Raw genomic sequence first — 16,534 nt, forward strand, 5'->3', positions numbered from 1 at the left:
GAAAATATATGTTTGATGTCACCGCGAATGGCGTTTCGATCCCGGCGCTCGGCTTCGGCACGTTTCGTATCCCCGGCGCCGATGTGCTGCGCATCGTTCCCCATGCGCTGAAGGCCGGCTTTCGCCATATCGATACCGCCCAGATCTACGGCAACGAAGCCGAGGTCGGCGAAGCCATTGCTGCTTCGGGCGTGGCGCGCAGCGAGGTGTTTCTCACCACCAAGGTCTGGGTCGAGAATTACAGGCACGATGCCTTCCTCGCCTCCGTGGATGAGAGCTTGAAAAAGCTGAAGACCGACTATGTCGACCTGCTGCTGCTGCATTGGCCGAATGAGGCGGTTTCGCTTGCCGAACAGATCGGCGCGCTGAACGCGGTGAGGCAGGCCGGCAAGGTTCGCCATATCGGCGTTTCCAATTTCAGCACGGCGCTGATGGCCGAGGCGGTGAAGCTGTCCAGGGCCCCGATCGTGACCAACCAGATCGAATACCACCCCTATATCGATCAGGATGTGGTTATCGCCGCGGCAAAGGCCGCCGGCATGTCGGTGACGGGGTATTACGGCATGGCCGATGGCAAGGTCTTCACCGATCCGGTGCTGAAAGAAATCGCCGCAGGCCGTGGCAAGTCGGTGGCGCAGGTGGTGCTGCGCTGGCTCGTGCAGCAGCCGGGTGTCGTCGCATTGTCGAAAACGGTCAGCGAAGCCCGCGTCGATGAAAATCTCGCCATCTTCGACTTTGAACTTTCTGCCGATGAAATGGCGGCGATCCATGCGCTCGCCGGACCGGACGGCCGCATTGTTTCGCCGGACGGGCTTGCGCCTGTCTGGGACGAAGCTGCCTGACAATGAGAGCCGGGGAGGGAACGCCCTTCCCGGTTTTCTTAGTGTGAGAAATCTTCGCGCATTGCGCATGGCGATGCGCATCACAGCCCATAGAAACGATGCATCTCACATCGGACGTGGTGACGATTTATCCGTCTTTTTTTTGGGAAACTGGAGCGGGCGAAGGGATTTGAACCCTCGACCCCAACCTTGGCAAGGTTGTGCTCTACCCCTGAGCTACACCCGCTCAAATCCACCGGTCCGGGGTAGTTCGCTGAACCGTGGGCCGCCAAGTGGCGACGGGTGCTATATCGCTCAATCGTTTTTGGAATGCAATAGTTTCTTTTGCGGTTTCGGTGGAAATCCGCCTGTGTGCGGATTTATCCGAAATCTGGCTGCCATTACGGGCGCAAGCGCAGGGAATTTCCGCTGAAGATGTTGTTTCAGTTGGTTTTTATCTCCCTGTGACGGGGGTGGCGGCCGGCGGGAAGGCCAGAAAATAACCTGTTTACATTTGGTTAAAATCTGATTCGACAAGTGATTCGTTCGGGTGTACAAATTGCCTGTCCACGAAAAATCCGAAACGATATTGGGAACGATACTTGGCATATCATCATCGGGAGGATGAGCCTTGTCGTACGCAGCTTTTGAAAGAGTTGGCGCACAATTGTCGCCAGAGCAGATCACCGATCTACAGAATATTTTCGATGGCGTATGTTTCGAGTGCCTTCAAGATCGCAGCAGCCATGTCGCCAATGAGTGCGCAGCGGTTTTGATCCGAAGCGCCCAGCGCGGCATTCTCGACCATGAAATGTTGCGCGATATAGGGCTTGCGGTCTTACGTCGGCATTGATTGCGCCATTCCGTTAAAAAAGCGCCCGGGTATCTCGGGCGCTTTGCTGTTTGGGCAGGCGAGAGCCGTTTTCCGCTCAGCTTTTCTCCTGCACATGCGCTTCGAGAAACCAGAGCGACTTGTCGAGATCGCGCGAGGCGGCGGTGAAGATGTCGGCCGTCGTCGGATCACCGGCCTCGTCGGAATCGTCGATCGCCTTGCGGATCATGTTGGCCACATCGCCATAACGCTCGATCAGGGCGTCCAGATGGTCATGGATCTTGTAGATATCGGTCGGATAGGCCTTGAGCTTTGTCGTTGAGGAGACCGATTGCAGGCTGCCGAGCGCCGTGCCACCAAGCTGGACCACACGCTCGGCAATCGTGTCGCCGTGATTGTCGAGTTGGGCGCGGAACGTGTCGAGAAGTTCATGGACGGCGATGAATTGCGGGCCCTTGAGGTTCCAGTGCGCCTGCTTGGTGACGAGCGCAAGGTCGATGATGGAAGCGAGCGATTCATTGAGAATACCGATCACGGTCGACTTGGCGTTGGAAGGCAGGTCGTTCTTCGTCTTGTGCGTCTTCATCGATGTCTCCTGAAGTTGCGGACGGAATGCCGCTTTGGAAAAGTCCGTCGTTTAACGTCCGGGCCTGCGGCCGTGTTCCATGCCAGGCGCTGGGACAGCAAAAATCCTGCACAATCATCGTGTCATTCGTAAAACAGGCAGATGCGTCGGCCGTCTATCTCATTGACGCGGATCGGCATGTCGTAGATGTCCTTGAGGACGTCCGGACGGATGATCTCGTTCGCCGGCCCCTGATGGCGGATGCGGCCTTCGCGCATGGCGATGATGGTGTCGGAATACCAGGAGGCGAAGTTGATGTCGTGCAGCACCAGAACCACGGTCTTCTTCAGCTCGTCAGCGGCGCGGCGCATGGTCTTCATCATGCTGGAGGCGTGTTTCATGTCGAGGTTGTTGAGCGGCTCGTCGAGCAGCACGTAATCCGTGTCCTGGCACAGCACCATGGCCACGAAGGCGCGCTGGCGCTGGCCGCCGGAAAGCTCGTCCAGAAACCGGCCGGCAAGGGCTTCGAGATTGAGATATTCCAGCGCCCGGTCGATATGGACCTTGTCTTCTATGGTGGGGCGGCCCTTGGAATAGGGGTAACGGCCGAAACCGACGAGGTCTCGCACCGTCAGGCGCGAGGAGATGTGGTTGTCCTGCCGCAGGATAGAAAGCCGCTTCGCCAGCGTATCGGATGGGGTTTTGGTCACATCCAGACCGTCCACCGTCACCGTTCCGGCATCCATCGACATCAGCCTTGCGACGATGGAGAGCAGGGTCGATTTTCCCGCCCCGTTCGGCCCGATGATGGAGGTGACGCCGCCTGCCGGAATGGAGACGGAGACGCCATCGACGACGAGGCTGTCGCCATAGGATTTGCTGATCTGACTGGCGATGATCATCGCGCACCCCGTTTCAAAATTAGACCGATAAAGACGATACCGCCGAGAAATTCGATGATGATCGAGAGCGCCGTATCGAAGGCGAAAACCCGCTCCAGTACCACCTGGCCGCCCACCAGACAGATTACGGCGATGAGGATTGCCGCGGGCAGCACATAGGCGTGTTTGCCGTTGCCGGTAAGATAATGGGCAAGGGCCGCGACCAGCAGGCCGAAGAACATGACGGGGCCGACCAGCGCTGTGGAGACGGCGACCAGCACGGAGACCAGCACGAGGATGATAGTGACCGTGCGCTTATATTCGACGCCGAGGCTGATGGCCGTCGCGCGGCCGAGCGAGAGGACGTCGAGCGTGTGCGTGAGCCTGAGCCCGATGATGGTCACCACGCCGATGATGACGGCGGAGACGGCAAGAAGCGTGGGATCGATGGAATTGAAGCTGGCAAACAGCACATCCTGCAGCACGGTATATTCATTGGGGTCGAGCACGCGCTGCATGAAACCCGAGAGGCTGCGGAAGAAGACGCCAAAAACGATGCCGACCAGCACCAGCAGATGCAGGCTGCGTTCCGCACCGACAAAAAGCCAGCGATAGAGCAGGGCGGAAAAAGCGACGAGCAGGCTGGTTTCAGCGAGAAATTTCAGTTGCGGATCGATCATGACGACCGTTGCCGAGCCGAAAACGAAGATCAGCCCGGTCTGCATCAACACGTAAAGCGAATCGAAACCCATTACCGAAGGAGTGAGGATGCGGTTGTTGGTCACCGTCTGGAACAGCACGGTGGAGACCGCGATGGCATAGGCCACCAGCAAGAGCGACAGAAGCTTGATGCCGCGAAACGGCAACACGAAGCTCCAGCTCCCTTTTGCGCCGAGCGTCATGAAGGCGGCCATGGAGAGGAGTGCGAATGCCGCAAGCACGATGAGAGCGGTTTTTGCACGCCGGTCGGGATGTCTCTCACGCATGGTGGCGTTTCCGCAGCAGGAGATAGAGGAAGAGCGCGCTGCCGATGACGCCGACCACGGTTCCGATGGGTATTTCGTAAGGTGCGCGCACGGTGCGGCCGATGATATCGCAGGAAAGTACGAAGACCGCGCCGAGCGTTGCCACCCAGGGCACGGAGCGGCGCATATTGTCGCCGATCATCAGGCTGACGACATTCGGAACGATCAGGCCTAAAAAGGGGATCATGCCGACCGTGACGACGACGACAGCGCTCACCAGCGACACGATGGTGAGGCCGAGCGCCATGACGCGGCGGTAGTTCAGACCGAGATTGGTGGTGAAATCGCGGCCCATGCCTGCCACGGTGAAACGGTCGGCCGCGAGATAGGCGGCGATGGCGAAAAGGAAGCCGACCCACAGCAGTTCGTAACGGCCGCGCAGCACGCCGGAAAAATCCCCTGTCATCCATGCGCCCAGCGATTGCAGGAGATCGAAACGATAGGCAAAGAAGGTGGTGACGGCGGCAATGACGCCGCCCAGCATGATGCCGATCAGCGGCACCAGCAGCACGTCGCGCAAAGGCACCTGCCTCAGGATACGCAGGAAAAGAGCCGTACCGGCGAGCGCGAAAACGGCGGCCACCAGCATCTTGCCGAAGATCGGCGTGTCCGGGGCCAGCAGGGTGACGGTGAGCAGGCCGAGGCCGGCGGATTCGGTGGTGCCCGCCGTCGAAGGCTCCACGAAGCGGTTGCGCACCAGCATCTGCATGATGAGCCCGGCAATCGCCATCGAGCTTCCGGCGAGTATCAGCGCCAGCGTGCGCGGAATGCGGCTGACGAACAGCACGCGCAGGGCGTCCGCGCTCGTATCCGGTGCGAAGAGCGTGGCGAGCGAGACATTGCTGACGCCGACGAACAGGCTGGTGATGGCGAGCGTCAGAGCCAGAAGAAGGGCTGATATGAGGGGTAAGGATTTCACGTCGATGGTGTTTCGAAAATGGTAAAAGTTCAGGCGGCCTCGCAGGGTGCTGAGAAGGCGTAAACCTTTCCTCCGTCATCCTCGGGCTTGTCCCGAGGATCTGCAACCCATTGATTTAACGATACCTTGGTAGATCCTCGGGTCAAGCCCGAGGATGACGTCGAGTGTGGCGCAGCCTTTAGGAGCAAGCGTGCACGGTGCTTAAGACTTCTTCTCGGACACGGCCTCGTAGACCTGATCAAGCAGGGTGGTGAGCGCCGTATAACCGCTGCTGACGATATAGGCGGCCTGCGGGTCGAGATAAACGATCTGTTTTTTCTTCCAGGCATTGGTCTGGTGCACCAGCTCGTTGTCCAGCACCTGTGCGGCCGCCTTGCCGGGGTCGGTCGCACGGCCGATGCCGGCGTCGCGGTCGATCACGAACAGCCATTCGGGATTGACCTCGGCCAGATATTCGAAGGAGACGACGTCGCCGCGGTCGAAACGGTCGTCGATGTCGGCTGCGACTGGCTTGAAGCCGATTTCGGTGTGCAGCCAGCCGGTGCGCGAACTGGGGCCATAAACGCCGACCTTTCCGGCATTGGTGACGAGGATCATCGCCGTGCCGGAATTGGGTGCGATCTCCTTCAGCTTCGCTACCTTTTCATCGATCATGGCATCGAGCTTCTTGGCTTCTTCCTGCTTGCCGAAGATATTGCCGAGCTTGGTGATGTTGGCTTTCACGCTGCCGATGAATTCCTTGGAATCCACCGACATGTCGATGGCGGGCGTGATCTTCGCAACGTCCGGATATTTCGCCCGCGAACGGCCGCCGACGATGACGAGATCGGCCTCGGCCGCATTGATCGCCTCGTAATCGGGCTCAAACAGCGTGCCGACCTTCAGATATTTTCCGTCGGCATATTTCTGCAGATAGACAGGCAGGTTGGAGCCGACGACACCCGTTGGATCGACGCCGAGCGCATCGAGATTGTCGAGCGAGGGAATATCGAGAACCAGAACTTTCTTCGGGGCCGCTTTCAGCACGGTCTCGCCCTGGGCGTGCTTGATCGTCATGTCTTCGGCATTTGCCGTGATTGCGCCGAGGCTGAAGGCCGCTGCCGCCAGCAGCCGAACGGGGAAGGTGAAGTTGATGGCCACTTATATGTCCCTTGCACTATGTTCCGAGCCGGCGGAAACGATCCCACCAGGTTAACTTGATGTTGGCGATCAGCTTTATTGGCAAGGTCGGCGGAAATCAAAATTATGTTTTAGAACGATTCTGAATTGCGGTGAGCGGGAAATGTGCGGGTGGAAAAGCACGGCCTGCAATCTGTCCGGACGTCATCCTCGGCCTTGTGCCGAGGATCTAATCACGTTGAACAAAATCGACAGGCCGCAGATCCTCGGCACAAGGCCGAGGATGACGGAAGCACCGTTCTCAATCCGGCGGCCAGTCGCCGACGATTGCGCGCCTTTCAAGTTTCAGGGACCGGTCCGGCTGCACCCGATAAGTCTCAATCGCCAGCCGTCCGTCACCCATCACGAATTCGTTGCTGAGCGTGCTGCCGATGGGGGACTTGGTCAGTTTGGTTCGCGGCTGTCCGCCATAGGTGATGCTGCCGGGAATGGGCTCGACATCGGGGGCGGTGGTGCAGCCGGCAAGCGCCAGAACCATCATGATCGCAATAGTGCGCATGTCTTTCTCCTGCGGTTGGCGCAAGTCTATCATGGGCGTGTGCGCATGACACATCCCGTTGGCGTGAATAAAAAAGGCCCCGCATCCGGAGATACGGGGCCAGTTGCCTTGGGAGGCTCGTTGGTTCTCAGTCCTCGTTGGCGGCAAGCTGCGTCAGCACGTCGCCACGGCCGCGGATACGCATGATGAGCGGGATGATGAAGGCTGCGGCTGCCACGATGAAGAGGCCAATGGCGATCGGCGAGGTGAACAGCACCGTCGGGTCGCCCTGGCCGATGGCGAGCGCGCGGCGCAGCTGCTGTTCGGCAAGCGGGCCGAGGATGAGGCCGACGACCGCAGGCGCGATCGGATAACCGAAGATGCGCATGATGTAACCGAGAATGCCGAAGGCGAGCAGCATGCCGAGTTCGAAGACCGATGGGTTGGCGCCGATGGTGCCGAGCGTCGCAAACAGCAGGATGCCGGCGTAAAGCCATGGCTTCGGGATGGTCAGCAGCTTCACCCAGAGACCGACGAGCGGCAGGTTCAGAACCAGCAGCATCAGGTTGGCGATGAACAGGCTGGCGATCAGGCCCCAGACGAGCTGCGGATTGGTGGCGAACAGCAGCGGACCGGGTTGCAGGCCATATTGCTGGAAGCCGGCGAGCATGATGGCGGCGGTTGCGGTGGTCGGCAGGCCGAGCGTCAAGAGCGGCACCAGCGTACCGGCGGCGGACGCATTGTTGGCGGCTTCCGGACCGGCCACGCCTTCGATGGCGCCTTCACCGAATTCTTCCGGATATTTGGTCAGCTTCTTTTCGGTGGCATAGGAGAGGAAAGTGCCGATTTCAGCACCGCCCGCCGGCATGGCGCCGATGGGGAAGCCGATCAGCGTGCCGCGCAGCCAGGCTTTCCAGGAGCGCGACCAGTCCTGCGCGCTCATCCAGACCGAGCCCTTGACGGCCTCGACCTTGTCGGGGCCGCTCTGGCCTTGGGCCACGATGAACAGCGTTTCGCCGATAGCGAACATCGCAACAGCAAGCGTCGTCACTTCCACGCCGTCGAGCAGGTCGGGAATGCCAAAGCTCATGCGGGTCTGGCCGGTCAGCTGGTCGATACCGACGATGGCAAGGGCAAAGCCGATGAATAGCGAGGTGAGGCCGCGTAGCGCCGAGTCCCCGAAAGCGGAAGAAACGGTGACGAAGGCGAGCACCATCAGCGCAAAATATTCACGCGGGCCGAAAACCAGCGCCAGCTTGACGATATAGGGCGCGATAAAGGCGAGCGCGATGGTGGCGATGAGGCCGGCGACGAAGGAACCGATGGCGGCGGTGGCCAGCGCCGGACCGCCTCTGCCCTTGCGGGCCATCTTGTTGCCTTCGAGCGCGGTCACGATCGAGGCGCTCTCGCCCGGTGTGTTGAGCAGGATTGAGGTGGTCGAGCCGCCATACATGCCGCCGTAATAGATGCCGGCGAACATGATGAGCGAACCGGCGGGATCGAGCCTATAGGTAACGGGCAGAAGCAACGCCACGGTCAGCGCAGGGCCGATGCCGGGCAGAACGCCGACGGCGGTGCCGAGCGTGACGCCGATCAGCGCATAGAGCAGGTTCATGGGTTGGGCGGCAACCTCAAGACCGTGCAGCAGGAATTCAAAGGTACTCATGGGCAGATGTCCCCCAAGTCGAGCAAATGAGCGGGCGGAACGGCTGGCTTTTGCGTCATTGCGCGCCAGCTGTTCCCGTGATCTCGAATTTTGGTCGGAATGGCTGTCAGAAGAACAGCCGCTCCAGAGGCCCGGCAGGCAGCGAAAGCTGCAGCAGCCGCGCGAAGATGAACCAGATGAAGAAGCTGAGCGCGATGCCGATGGGGATCGAATACCAGAGCTTGCGTTTGCCGAAGGCACGCGCCGTAAAGGCAAAAAGCAGGCCGGTGGCAATGGAGAACCCCGCGACGTTGAGCAGCAACATCTGCGCGGCAAGGCCAGCGACGACCCAGATAACCGGGGCGATTTCCTGTTTGTCGCGCGCGGGGAAATCACCGCGCCAGGCCTCGATGGCTGTCCACAGCGCCAGGCCGACAAGACAGAAGCCGATGGCGTAAGGCACCGTCGCCGGGCCGACCGGCGAATAACCGGTGACACTTGCAAGACGGGCGCTGTCCCAGAAGATCACGCAGGCGATGATGACGAGGAAGACGGCGATCGCCAGCGCCGCCCAGTCAGGGCGGCGCTTTTGATGCTGCGAAGGGTTGGAACCCTGGCTCATTTTACCAGTCCGATGTCTTTGAGAATGGTTTCGGTGGCGGCGGTATCCTTGGCGAGCTGTTCCTTGAAAGCGTCACCAGCGAGATAGGTGTCCATCCAGCCCTTGGTCTTCAGGGTTTCCTGCCATTTTTCGGATTTTGCCAGCTTCTCGATGTCGGCATTCACCGCCTTTTCCTGATCGGCGGAAAGGCCGGCAGGAGCCGCCACCATGCGCCAGTTCTGCACGACGACGTCGAGGCCGCTTTCCTTCAGCGTCGGCGCGTCCACGCCGTCCAGACGGTTTTCGCTGGTGACCGCGAGCAGACGCAGCGTGCCCGCCTTGATCTGGCCTTCGAATTCGCCGTAGCCGGAAACGCCGGCCGTCACCTGCGAGCCGAGGATCGAAGCAAGCGCTTCGCCGCCGCCGGAATAGGCGATGTAGTTGATCTTGGTCGGATCGACACCGGCCGCCTTGGCGATCAGGCCAACGGCGATATGGTCGGTGCCGCCGGCGGAGCCGCCGCCCCAGGACACGCTGCCGGGATCCTTCTTGAGCTGGTCGACGAGGTCGCCAACGGTCTTCAGCGGTGAGGACGCCGGAACGACGATGGCTTCATATTCACCGGTCAGACGCGCGATCGGCGTCACTTCCTTGAGGGTGACGGGCGCGTTGTTGGTGAGAATAGCGCCGACCATCACGTAACCGCCGACGATGAGGGCGTTAGGGTTGCCCTTTTGCTGGCTGGCGAACTGCGCGAGACCGATGGTACCGCCGGCGCCCGGTACGTTCTGCACCTGCACGCTCTTGGAAATGCCTTCTTCCTGCAGCACGGTCTGCATGGAGCGCGCGGTCTGGTCCCAGCCGCCGCCGGGGTTGGCCGGCGCGATGATGGTGTAATCCGCTGCCGCTGCCGGAAGGGCGATCACGCCCGCCAGAAATGTGCCGATAAGAAAATGCTTCACTTGAAAACCCTCCTCAGGATGCCCTTTTGGGCGTCGTTTTTCGTTTATGCGGGGGGCTTTTTAGACACGCGTGCGCCAGCGCTGAATGCTCAGCGTGGTGACCTGGCAACCGTCCTGAATTTCCTCCCGCATCTTCTTCCGCCTCCACGGAATGAAGAAGGATTGCAGAGCATCACAAAAAGCTGTCATCTAACTGACGCTACGCAAGTCCTTGCGCATTTACTCTCTATTAATTTGTATCGGACGTCTACTGTGGCGTGTGGGATGGCTTTGCTTTGTGCTTTCGATGCTTGTTCCGCCCTCATTCCTGCGACAAGCACAGGGATGAGGCTATGGGGACGCGCCGGACACAACTCTCACAATCGCGCCCGCCACCATCCGGGCTGATCTCGCCCTCTGCACACGACTGAAATATCCACGGTTCATCGCCCGTTCAGTGCCGTTTTCTATCATCCGTTCAAATTCAAACGGCACCAGCACGGAGCAAGCACCATGACCGACCGCCACTCTCTTCTTTCGCGCCGCAGTTTTGCCGGTCTCCTGGCTCTCGCCCCGCTTTTTGCAGCGGGCGGCGCGGCTGCCGCACCGGCAAGCCTGCGCGGCAGCGTCTCCTATCGCGAGCGCATCGCGCTACCGCCGGGCGCGACCGTCACCGTGCGCCTGATCGATGTTTCGCTAGCGGATGCGCCGTCGCAGACAATTGCCGAAACCACCATCCGCCCGCGCGGTCAGGTGCCCGTGCCCTTCGTGCTGCGTTATGACGACCGCGACATCAGGGGCCGCCGTTCCTATGCGCTGAGCGCCGAAATCCGCGACCGCGACCGGCTGCTCTTCACCACCACGCAGCGTTACTCGGTGCTGACCGGCGGTCGCGACGATACCGACCTCGTGCTGGAGCGTGTGGGCGCTGGTCCCGGCAGACCCGAGCCGGAAGCAAGCATCGACGGGCGCTGGCTGGTGCAGGAGATCCGCGGCGAACGGGTTCGCGGCCGCCGTCAGGCGACGCTGGAAATTACCCGCGAGGGCCGCGTTTCGGGCAATGCCGGCTGCAACGGCATCGGCGGCGAGGTGAAAATCCGCCGCAACCGTGTCGATTTCGGCCGGATGATTTCCACCCAGATGGCCTGCGCCCCGGACATCATGCGCCAGGAACGGCAGTTCATCGAAGCCCTGGAACAGGCCCGCTCCTTTAGGCTGGAGCCGCGTCGCGGTACGCTGGAACTGATCGACGGCCGCGGCCGTACGGCGATGCGTCTGCGCCGCGCCTGAGGCCGACAACCTGCCGAAACACGCTGCGTCGCCGTGCTGGCCCAAACTGTGCTGGCCCAACTGTGCTGGCCATGGAACATTCCATGTCGCTTCCGGCACGGCGCGCTGCCCTTTCCCGCCCTATGACTTTGGCTGCGTTCGTCTCGACGCTTTGCACCGCCGCAGAGCTGCGCTATGGAACGCGCTGAACTGTGCCGGCTGATGCCGACGCCAAGTCTGTGAGGGAAAACGAATGACATCCTATGTTCTGACCGTAGCCTGCAAATCGACCCGTGGCATTGTGGCCGCGATTTCCGGTTATCTGGCGGAAAAAGGCTGCAACATCGTCGATAGTTCGCAGTTCGACGACCTCGAGACCGGCAAGTTCTTCATGCGCGTCTCCTTCATCTCCGAAGAGGGCGCCTCGCTTGAGGCCATTACCGAAGGCTTCCAGGCGGTGGCGAAAAAGTTTGGCATGGATGCGGATATCTACCCGGACGGCCAGCGCATGAAAGCGATGCTGATGGTGTCGCGTTTCGGCCATTGCCTCAACGACCTGCTCTACCGCTGGAAGATCGGCGCGCTGCCTATCGATATCGTCGGCGTCGTCTCCAACCACTTCGATTATCAGAAGGTCGTCGTCAACCACGACATTCCCTTCCACCACATCAAGGTGACGAAGGAGAATAAACCAAAGGCCGAAGCGCAGCTGATGGAGCTGATCGAGGTCAGCGGAACCGAACTGGTGGTATTGGCGCGTTACATGCAGGTGCTCTCGGATGACCTGTGCCGGAAGATGTCTGGCAAAATCATCAACATCCACCACTCCTTCCTGCCGAGCTTCAAGGGCGCCAACCCTTACAAGCAGGCCTATGAGCGCGGCGTGAAGCTGATTGGCGCCACGGCCCATTACGTCACCGCCGATCTCGACGAAGGCCCGATCATCGAGCAGGACACGGTGCGCATCACCCACGCGCAATCGGCCGACGATTATGTCTCGCTTGGTCGCGATGTCGAAAGCCAGGTGCTGGCCCGCGCCATCCACGCCCATATCCACCACCGCACCTTCATCAACGGCAACCGCACGGTCGTCTTCCCGCCGAGCCCGGGAAGTTATGCTTCCGAGCGGATGGGGTGATAACGGCTGCCTGACAAGGCGCCCTGCTACGCCGCTCTTTCCGGACCACCAAACACCACCCGCGCCCTCAGCCCACGCCCGTCCGTGCCATCCTCCAGCGTAAGCCGCCCGCCGAACAGCCCGGCAATCTCCTCGATGATGGCGAGGCCGAGACCGGCGCCGGGGGCGGCGTTGGCTTCGCCGCGTGCAAAACGCTGGCGCACCATGGCGCGCTTTTCGTGTGGGATGCCGGGGCCGTTATCTTCCACTTCCAGCCAGACGGCGCCCGTTTGCCTGCCGACCCGCACGGTGACTTCCGCGCCGCGTCCGGCATAATTGATGGCATTGGAGACGAGATTACCGATCAGCTCGCCGATGAGCAGCGGCTCAGCCAGAATTGTCGCCTCGCCTTCGCCTTCGAAACCGAGATCGATACCCGCCTCTGCGGCGCGCGGCACGAAATCGGCCGTCACGTTCTGCGCCACAGCCACGAGGTCGATCGCGGAAAAATCGTGTTTCTCACTGGAGCCGGCGGCATCGATATTGGCCATGCGCAGCAGCTGGGCGAGGATATGTTCGGCATGGGCCACCGATGCCCCGCCCTTCAGCGCCGCCGCCTGCGCCTCCTCAAGGCTTGCAGCGCGGGCGGAAAGCGCGAGCTGGGTGCTGATGATGGCAAGCGGCGTGCGCAGCTGGTGGCTGGCATTGCCGGTGAAATGCCGGAGCGCATCGAGCGCCGATTGCAGCCGCACCATGAAGGAATTGACCGTTTCCACCAGGTTTTCCACCTCCACCGGCACGGATTGACGGATGGGGTGCAGGTCGTTCGGGCTGCGCTCGGCAATGGCTTCGCTGAGCCGGTAAAGCGGCCTGAGCGAAATCGTCACCGCGATCCAGACGATGATCGCCGCCCCCACGATCATCAAAAGCAGGCGCAGCGCAGATCGCAGGATGATCGCCTGCGCAAGCTGGCTGCGGGCAATGGTGGTTTCGGCAACCGTGACGGAAAAGGGCACGGAATTGATGCCGGTGGACGCAAACCGTCTGATGGCGGCGACGCGGATCGGCTCATCGCGGAACACCGCATCGCGATAGGCGGGCGTATCGCCATTTTTGTTCTCCACCGTCGGCAGGTTCTGGTAACCGGTGAGGAATTGCCCGTTCGGCCCGTCGACACGGTAAAATACCCGGTCCTGCGCGGCCGATGTCAGCATTTCCAGCGCGACATAGGGAATGTCCACTTCCAGCGAGCCGTCCTCGGCCACAACCACCCGCTCGGCGATGGCAAGTGCGGAACCGGAAAGCACGCGGTCGGAAACGACATTGGCGGTATTGACCGCCTCGCGCCAGGTATCGGTGAGCGCCACGCAACCGATGATGGCGGTTGAAATAAGAAGCCAGCCTAAAAGTCGCCGCCTGAGCGAATAGCCGGCCTGTCTCATTCAGCCATCTCCGGCAGCTTTTCCAGATAATAGCCGATGCCGCGCGCCGTCTTCACCGTCAGCCCGTGGGGGGCGAGCCGCTTGCGCAGGCGACTGACATATTGCTCGATGGCATTGGCGGAAATATCGTCGTCGAAGCCGGTCAGCGACTGCACGATGGCCTCCTTGGCGACGACCTTGCCGGCCCGCATGAACAGCACTTCAAGCAGCGCCACCTCGCGCGCCGGAATATCGAGCGGGCGCCCATCGGCCGAAAAGGTGCGGGAATTGAGATCGAACAGCACCTTGCCGAAACTCAGCGCCGAGGAGCGCAGCCCGGCGTTGCGGCGCAGGAGCACCCGCACTCGCGCCTCGAATTCGGTGATGTCGAAAGGCTTGATCATGTAGTCGTCAGCGCCGAGATCGAGCCCCTTGACCTTTTCCTCCGGCGTGCCGCGCGCCGTCAGAATCAGCACCGCCGCCTTGTCCTGACGTGAACGCATGGAGCGCAGCACCTCAATGCCGTCCATTTCCGGCAGGTTGAGATCGAGAATGACGAGATCGAAACTTTCCGCCGCAATCGCCGCATCGGCGGAAGCGCCGTCGGATACCACATCCACGGCATAACCGCTGCCGCGCAGAAGCGCCGACAACCCCTCCGACAGCACCTGATTGTCCTCGACCAGCAAAATGCGCAAATTTTCCTCCCACAGCATTGCCGAGTTTAACCAGACCCTCAGCGCTTGTGAATGGCCGCCGCCTGCGGCATGATCTTTTCATGCGTATCCGCCTTCTTCTCTGCCTCTGTCTTTGCATGGCCTCGCCGGCGCTTGCCCAGGTCGCCATCTTTCCGGCGCCGTCAGGCAAGGCGGATGCCGAAACGCTGGTCGTCTATTCCTCGCTGGACGAGCCGTTGGCGACGCCGATGATCGAGGGTTTCCAGAAGGCCAATCCCGATATCGCCGTCCATTACGAGGATATGCTGACCGGCGAGATTTACGACCGCATCGTGAAAGAAACCGATGCGGGGAAAAAGACCGCCGATTTCGCCTTCTCCTCCGCCATGGATTTGCAGGTGAAGCTGAGCAATGACGGTTACGCCCAGCGCTCGGATCTGGCCATGAGCGCCCGCTGGCCCGCCTGGGCGAACTGGCGCAACACCGCTTACGCGCTAACCTTCGAGCCGGCGGTTTTCGTTTATCACAAGCCGAGCTTCACCACCGAAAAACCGCCTGCAACCCGCGCCGAATTCGTCGATTATCTCGAACGCCATGCGAAAGAAGTGCATGGCCGTATCGCGACTTACGACATCGAGCGCTCCGGCGTCGGCTTCCTCTTCATGTCGCGCGACCAGGAGCAGTTCGGCGATATATGGAGCGTCATCAAGGCCATGGGCGCGGCGGGCGTGAAGGTCTATTCCACCTCGTCCGCCATTCTGGAGCGTGTCTCGGACGGTCGCTTCGTGATGGGTTACAACATTCTCGGCTCCTATGCGGCGGACTGGGCCTCGCGCCACCCGGATGTCGGCATCGTGCTGCCGAAAGACTATACCGTAGTCATGTCACGCATCGGGCTCGTGCCGGAAGCCGCCGCCAACCCGGCGCTCGGCCGCCGTTATCTGGAATTCTTCATGTCGAAGGAAGGTCAGACGATCATGGCCCGGCAGTTGCAGATCCCCGCCGTCAGCCCGGAAGTGGCGGGCGAAAACACCGCCAACACCATGCAGGCCATCCACGGCGCGCAACTGCGCCCGGTCCCGGTCAGCCCCGGCCTGATGGTCTATCTGGATCAGGTCAAGCGCAGCCGCCTGATCGAGCGCTGGAACGAGGCCTTGCGGTCGCAGTAAGCGTGGAGAATGGCGAATGCTGGAATTCCCCTCATCCTGTGCTTGTCACAGGAGGCTGGGAGAGGCGGGGCAGCCTCTCCTCCCAGGGTCTCAGCCGCGGAAACCGTCCCGCAGCGCTTCGAACCTCGCCAGCTGCTCCGGGCGCAACTCCTTGTTCTCGTCACGGCGGACAAAAATCTTGAACATGGCGCTGCCGGCGGCGTTCATGAACCAGACGGAACAGGAGCGGCGGCCATGGAAGCCGCGATCGACGAAGGTGATGCCGGCACAATTGTCCTTCTTGATGTGACCGCCGATGGGGCTGTCCCCATGGATGTTGAACCAGCCGTGGCTTTCGTTGCCTTCCGGCAGGTGGCCCGGCACTTCGAACACGATGTCGCCGGTTTGCACGATCATCAGGACCTCACCCCAGCCGCGCATCTCGTTCCAGATCGTGTCGAACCGGTCGGCGGCAGCGGAAACGGCGGCGCCTTGCGGCAGGATCGCCAGAATTTCGGCTGGCGTCACCTCGGCCTTGGCGGCGATGGCCTCCACGACGCCGTCAGGCTTTTCGGCGAGTGCAGCGGCGGCGCGGGCCCGCCTGTCGTCGTCGGTCTTTTGGGCTGCAATGCTCATCGGGCGGCCTCAGGCCGCAATCGAACGGCGTTCGCCATTCTTGTCTTCATGGATGATGACGTCGAAACCTTCGAAATGCGGGCCGGAAAGATATTCAACCTTGCCGCGGTTTTCGCCGGCCTTGGCATGGGCGGCGCGGAACTGTTCGGATTTCGTCCAGGCAAGGAAATCGTCCTTGGTGGCCCAGACGGTGTGCGAGGCATAAAGCGTGTGGTCGTCCGCCTTCGGGCCTTTCAGCATGTGAAATTCGATATAGCCCGGCAATTCGCTGAGGTGCGATTTGCGCTCGCGCCAGATGGATTCGAAGGTTTCTTCATAACCCGGCACCACGCGAAAGCGGTTCATTGCGATAAACATGAAAGTCTCCCTTTAAGTTTCC

At 61.0% G+C, this 16,534-nt stretch carries 18 protein-coding genes and 1 tRNA gene; 5 read left to right on the plus strand and 14 right to left on the minus strand.

What is annotated here, in order from left to right; translation table 11 throughout:
* Positions 1-8 precede the first annotated feature (8 nt).
* Positions 9-842 (plus strand): aldo/keto reductase, encoded by an 834-nt coding sequence (locus BS627_RS00505; RefSeq protein ID WP_077981380.1) that lies wholly within the window; start codon positions 9-11, stop codon positions 840-842.
* 151 nt (positions 843-993) lie between these two features.
* Here BS627_RS00505 and BS627_RS00510 read toward each other — a convergent pair.
* Positions 994-1,068 (minus strand) — tRNA-Gly (locus BS627_RS00510).
* Positions 1,069-1,114: 46 nt separating this feature from the next.
* On the opposite strand from BS627_RS00510, the gene BS627_RS24320 reads away from it, so the two are divergent.
* Positions 1,115-1,324: a hypothetical protein gene (locus tag BS627_RS24320; RefSeq protein WP_131829390.1), complete on the plus strand. Its 210-nt coding sequence runs from the start codon at positions 1,115-1,117 to the stop codon at positions 1,322-1,324.
* A gap of 426 nt (positions 1,325-1,750) precedes the next feature.
* Here BS627_RS24320 and dps read toward each other — a convergent pair whose 3' ends face one another.
* The 9 genes from dps to BS627_RS00560 all read right to left on the minus strand — a co-directional run bounded on the left by dps (position 1,751) and on the right by BS627_RS00560 (position 9,908).
* The gene (gene dps, locus BS627_RS00520; RefSeq protein ID WP_077981381.1) at positions 1,751-2,239 is read right to left on the minus strand and encodes a DNA starvation/stationary phase protection protein Dps; all 489 of its coding nucleotides are present in this window, start codon (positions 2,237-2,239) and stop codon (positions 1,751-1,753) included.
* A gap of 122 nt (positions 2,240-2,361) precedes the next feature.
* Positions 2,362-3,120 carry an iron ABC transporter ATP-binding protein gene (locus BS627_RS00525; protein ID WP_077981382.1) on the minus strand — a complete coding sequence of 253 codons (759 nt, stop codon included), beginning with the start codon at positions 3,118-3,120 and terminating at the stop codon, positions 2,362-2,364.
* On the minus strand, positions 3,117-4,085 hold the full coding sequence (locus tag BS627_RS00530; RefSeq protein WP_077981383.1) for an iron chelate uptake ABC transporter family permease subunit: 969 nt from the start codon (positions 4,083-4,085) through the stop codon (positions 3,117-3,119). The genes BS627_RS00525 and BS627_RS00530 overlap by 4 nt, the downstream gene beginning before the upstream one ends.
* Complete coding sequence (locus BS627_RS00535; RefSeq protein WP_165691083.1) at positions 4,078-5,043, minus strand: ABC transporter permease; 966 nt, start codon at positions 5,041-5,043, stop codon at positions 4,078-4,080. Before BS627_RS00535 ends, BS627_RS00530 begins: the two co-directional genes overlap by 8 nt.
* A 201-nt stretch (positions 5,044-5,244) precedes the next feature.
* Positions 5,245-6,183: a siderophore ABC transporter substrate-binding protein gene (locus tag BS627_RS00540; protein ID WP_077981385.1), complete on the minus strand. Its 939-nt coding sequence runs from the start codon at positions 6,181-6,183 to the stop codon at positions 5,245-5,247.
* A gap of 280 nt (positions 6,184-6,463) precedes the next feature.
* Positions 6,464-6,721, minus strand: a complete 258-nt coding sequence (locus BS627_RS00545; RefSeq protein ID WP_077981386.1) for a hypothetical protein — start codon at positions 6,719-6,721, stop codon at positions 6,464-6,466.
* Between the two features lie 127 nt (positions 6,722-6,848).
* A complete protein-coding gene (locus BS627_RS00550) occupies positions 6,849-8,366 on the minus strand; it encodes a tripartite tricarboxylate transporter permease (protein ID WP_077981387.1) in 1,518 nt (505 codons plus the stop codon).
* Positions 8,367-8,472: 106 nt separating this feature from the next.
* On the minus strand, positions 8,473-8,967 hold the full coding sequence (locus BS627_RS00555) for a tripartite tricarboxylate transporter TctB family protein (RefSeq protein WP_077981388.1): 495 nt from the start codon (positions 8,965-8,967) through the stop codon (positions 8,473-8,475).
* Complete coding sequence (locus tag BS627_RS00560) at positions 8,964-9,908, minus strand: Bug family tripartite tricarboxylate transporter substrate binding protein (RefSeq protein WP_077981389.1); 945 nt, start codon at positions 9,906-9,908, stop codon at positions 8,964-8,966. The genes BS627_RS00555 and BS627_RS00560 overlap by 4 nt, the downstream gene beginning before the upstream one ends.
* Positions 9,909-10,400: 492 nt before the next feature.
* On the opposite strand from BS627_RS00560, the gene BS627_RS00565 reads away from it, so the two are divergent.
* Positions 10,401-11,177, plus strand: coding sequence for a YbaY family lipoprotein (locus BS627_RS00565; RefSeq protein WP_077981390.1), 777 nt, complete (start codon positions 10,401-10,403; stop codon positions 11,175-11,177).
* Between the two features lie 232 nt (positions 11,178-11,409).
* Positions 11,410-12,294 carry a formyltetrahydrofolate deformylase gene (gene purU, locus BS627_RS00575; RefSeq protein ID WP_077981391.1) on the plus strand — a complete coding sequence of 295 codons (885 nt, stop codon included), beginning with the start codon at positions 11,410-11,412 and terminating at the stop codon, positions 12,292-12,294.
* A 26-nt stretch (positions 12,295-12,320) separates the two neighbouring features.
* On the opposite strand, the gene BS627_RS00580 is transcribed toward purU, so the two are convergent.
* Together BS627_RS00580 and BS627_RS00585 are read right to left on the minus strand one after the other, a co-directional pair.
* Complete coding sequence (locus BS627_RS00580) at positions 12,321-13,715, minus strand: sensor histidine kinase (RefSeq protein ID WP_077981392.1); 1,395 nt, start codon at positions 13,713-13,715, stop codon at positions 12,321-12,323.
* Positions 13,712-14,392 carry a response regulator gene (locus tag BS627_RS00585; protein ID WP_003491888.1) on the minus strand — a complete coding sequence of 227 codons (681 nt, stop codon included), beginning with the start codon at positions 14,390-14,392 and terminating at the stop codon, positions 13,712-13,714. The genes BS627_RS00580 and BS627_RS00585 overlap by 4 nt, the downstream gene beginning before the upstream one ends.
* An 80-nt stretch (positions 14,393-14,472) precedes the next feature.
* Here BS627_RS00585 and BS627_RS00590 point away from each other — a divergent pair, with 80 nt between their 5' ends.
* The gene (locus BS627_RS00590) at positions 14,473-15,540 is read left to right on the plus strand and encodes an ABC transporter substrate-binding protein (RefSeq protein WP_077981599.1); all 1,068 of its coding nucleotides are present in this window, start codon (positions 14,473-14,475) and stop codon (positions 15,538-15,540) included.
* Positions 15,541-15,630: 90 nt separating this feature from the next.
* On the opposite strand, the gene hutX is transcribed toward BS627_RS00590, so the two are convergent.
* The gene (gene hutX / locus BS627_RS00595) at positions 15,631-16,155 is read right to left on the minus strand and encodes a heme utilization cystosolic carrier protein HutX (protein WP_077981393.1); all 525 of its coding nucleotides are present in this window, start codon (positions 16,153-16,155) and stop codon (positions 15,631-15,633) included.
* Positions 16,156-16,164: 9 nt separating this feature from the next.
* Positions 16,165-16,512, minus strand: a complete 348-nt coding sequence (gene hmuQ / locus BS627_RS00600; protein WP_003522597.1) for a heme-degrading protein HmuQ — start codon at positions 16,510-16,512, stop codon at positions 16,165-16,167.
* Positions 16,513-16,534: the final 22 nt, after the last annotated feature.

Origin of the sequence: Agrobacterium salinitolerans, from assembly GCF_002008225.1 — a bacterium.
Taxonomy (GTDB): domain Bacteria; phylum Pseudomonadota; class Alphaproteobacteria; order Rhizobiales; family Rhizobiaceae; genus Agrobacterium; species Agrobacterium salinitolerans.

What these genes read in the sequence shown, in the direction of transcription:
- hmuQ (WP_003522597.1), bottom strand. Translation starts at nt 16,512, where the DNA reads ATGTTTATCGCAATGAACCGCTTTCGCGTGGTGCCGGGTTATGAAGAA.
- BS627_RS00505 (WP_077981380.1), top strand. Translation starts at nt 9, where the DNA reads ATGTTTGATGTCACCGCGAATGGCGTTTCGATCCCGGCGCTCGGCTTC.
- BS627_RS00590 (WP_077981599.1), top strand. Translation starts at nt 14,473, where the DNA reads ATGCGTATCCGCCTTCTTCTCTGCCTCTGTCTTTGCATGGCCTCGCCG.
- BS627_RS00580 (WP_077981392.1), bottom strand. Translation starts at nt 13,715, where the DNA reads ATGAGACAGGCCGGCTATTCGCTCAGGCGGCGACTTTTAGGCTGGCTT.
- dps (WP_077981381.1), bottom strand. Translation starts at nt 2,239, where the DNA reads ATGAAGACGCACAAGACGAAGAACGACCTGCCTTCCAACGCCAAGTCG.
- BS627_RS00530 (WP_077981383.1), bottom strand. Translation starts at nt 4,085, where the DNA reads ATGCGTGAGAGACATCCCGACCGGCGTGCAAAAACCGCTCTCATCGTG.
- BS627_RS00555 (WP_077981388.1), bottom strand. Translation starts at nt 8,967, where the DNA reads ATGAGCCAGGGTTCCAACCCTTCGCAGCATCAAAAGCGCCGCCCTGAC.
- hutX (WP_077981393.1), bottom strand. Translation starts at nt 16,155, where the DNA reads ATGAGCATTGCAGCCCAAAAGACCGACGACGACAGGCGGGCCCGCGCC.
- purU (WP_077981391.1), top strand. Translation starts at nt 11,410, where the DNA reads ATGACATCCTATGTTCTGACCGTAGCCTGCAAATCGACCCGTGGCATT.
- BS627_RS00525 (WP_077981382.1), bottom strand. Translation starts at nt 3,120, where the DNA reads ATGATCATCGCCAGTCAGATCAGCAAATCCTATGGCGACAGCCTCGTC.
- BS627_RS00565 (WP_077981390.1), top strand. Translation starts at nt 10,401, where the DNA reads ATGACCGACCGCCACTCTCTTCTTTCGCGCCGCAGTTTTGCCGGTCTC.
- BS627_RS00550 (WP_077981387.1), bottom strand. Translation starts at nt 8,366, where the DNA reads ATGAGTACCTTTGAATTCCTGCTGCACGGTCTTGAGGTTGCCGCCCAA.
- BS627_RS00545 (WP_077981386.1), bottom strand. Translation starts at nt 6,721, where the DNA reads ATGCGCACTATTGCGATCATGATGGTTCTGGCGCTTGCCGGCTGCACC.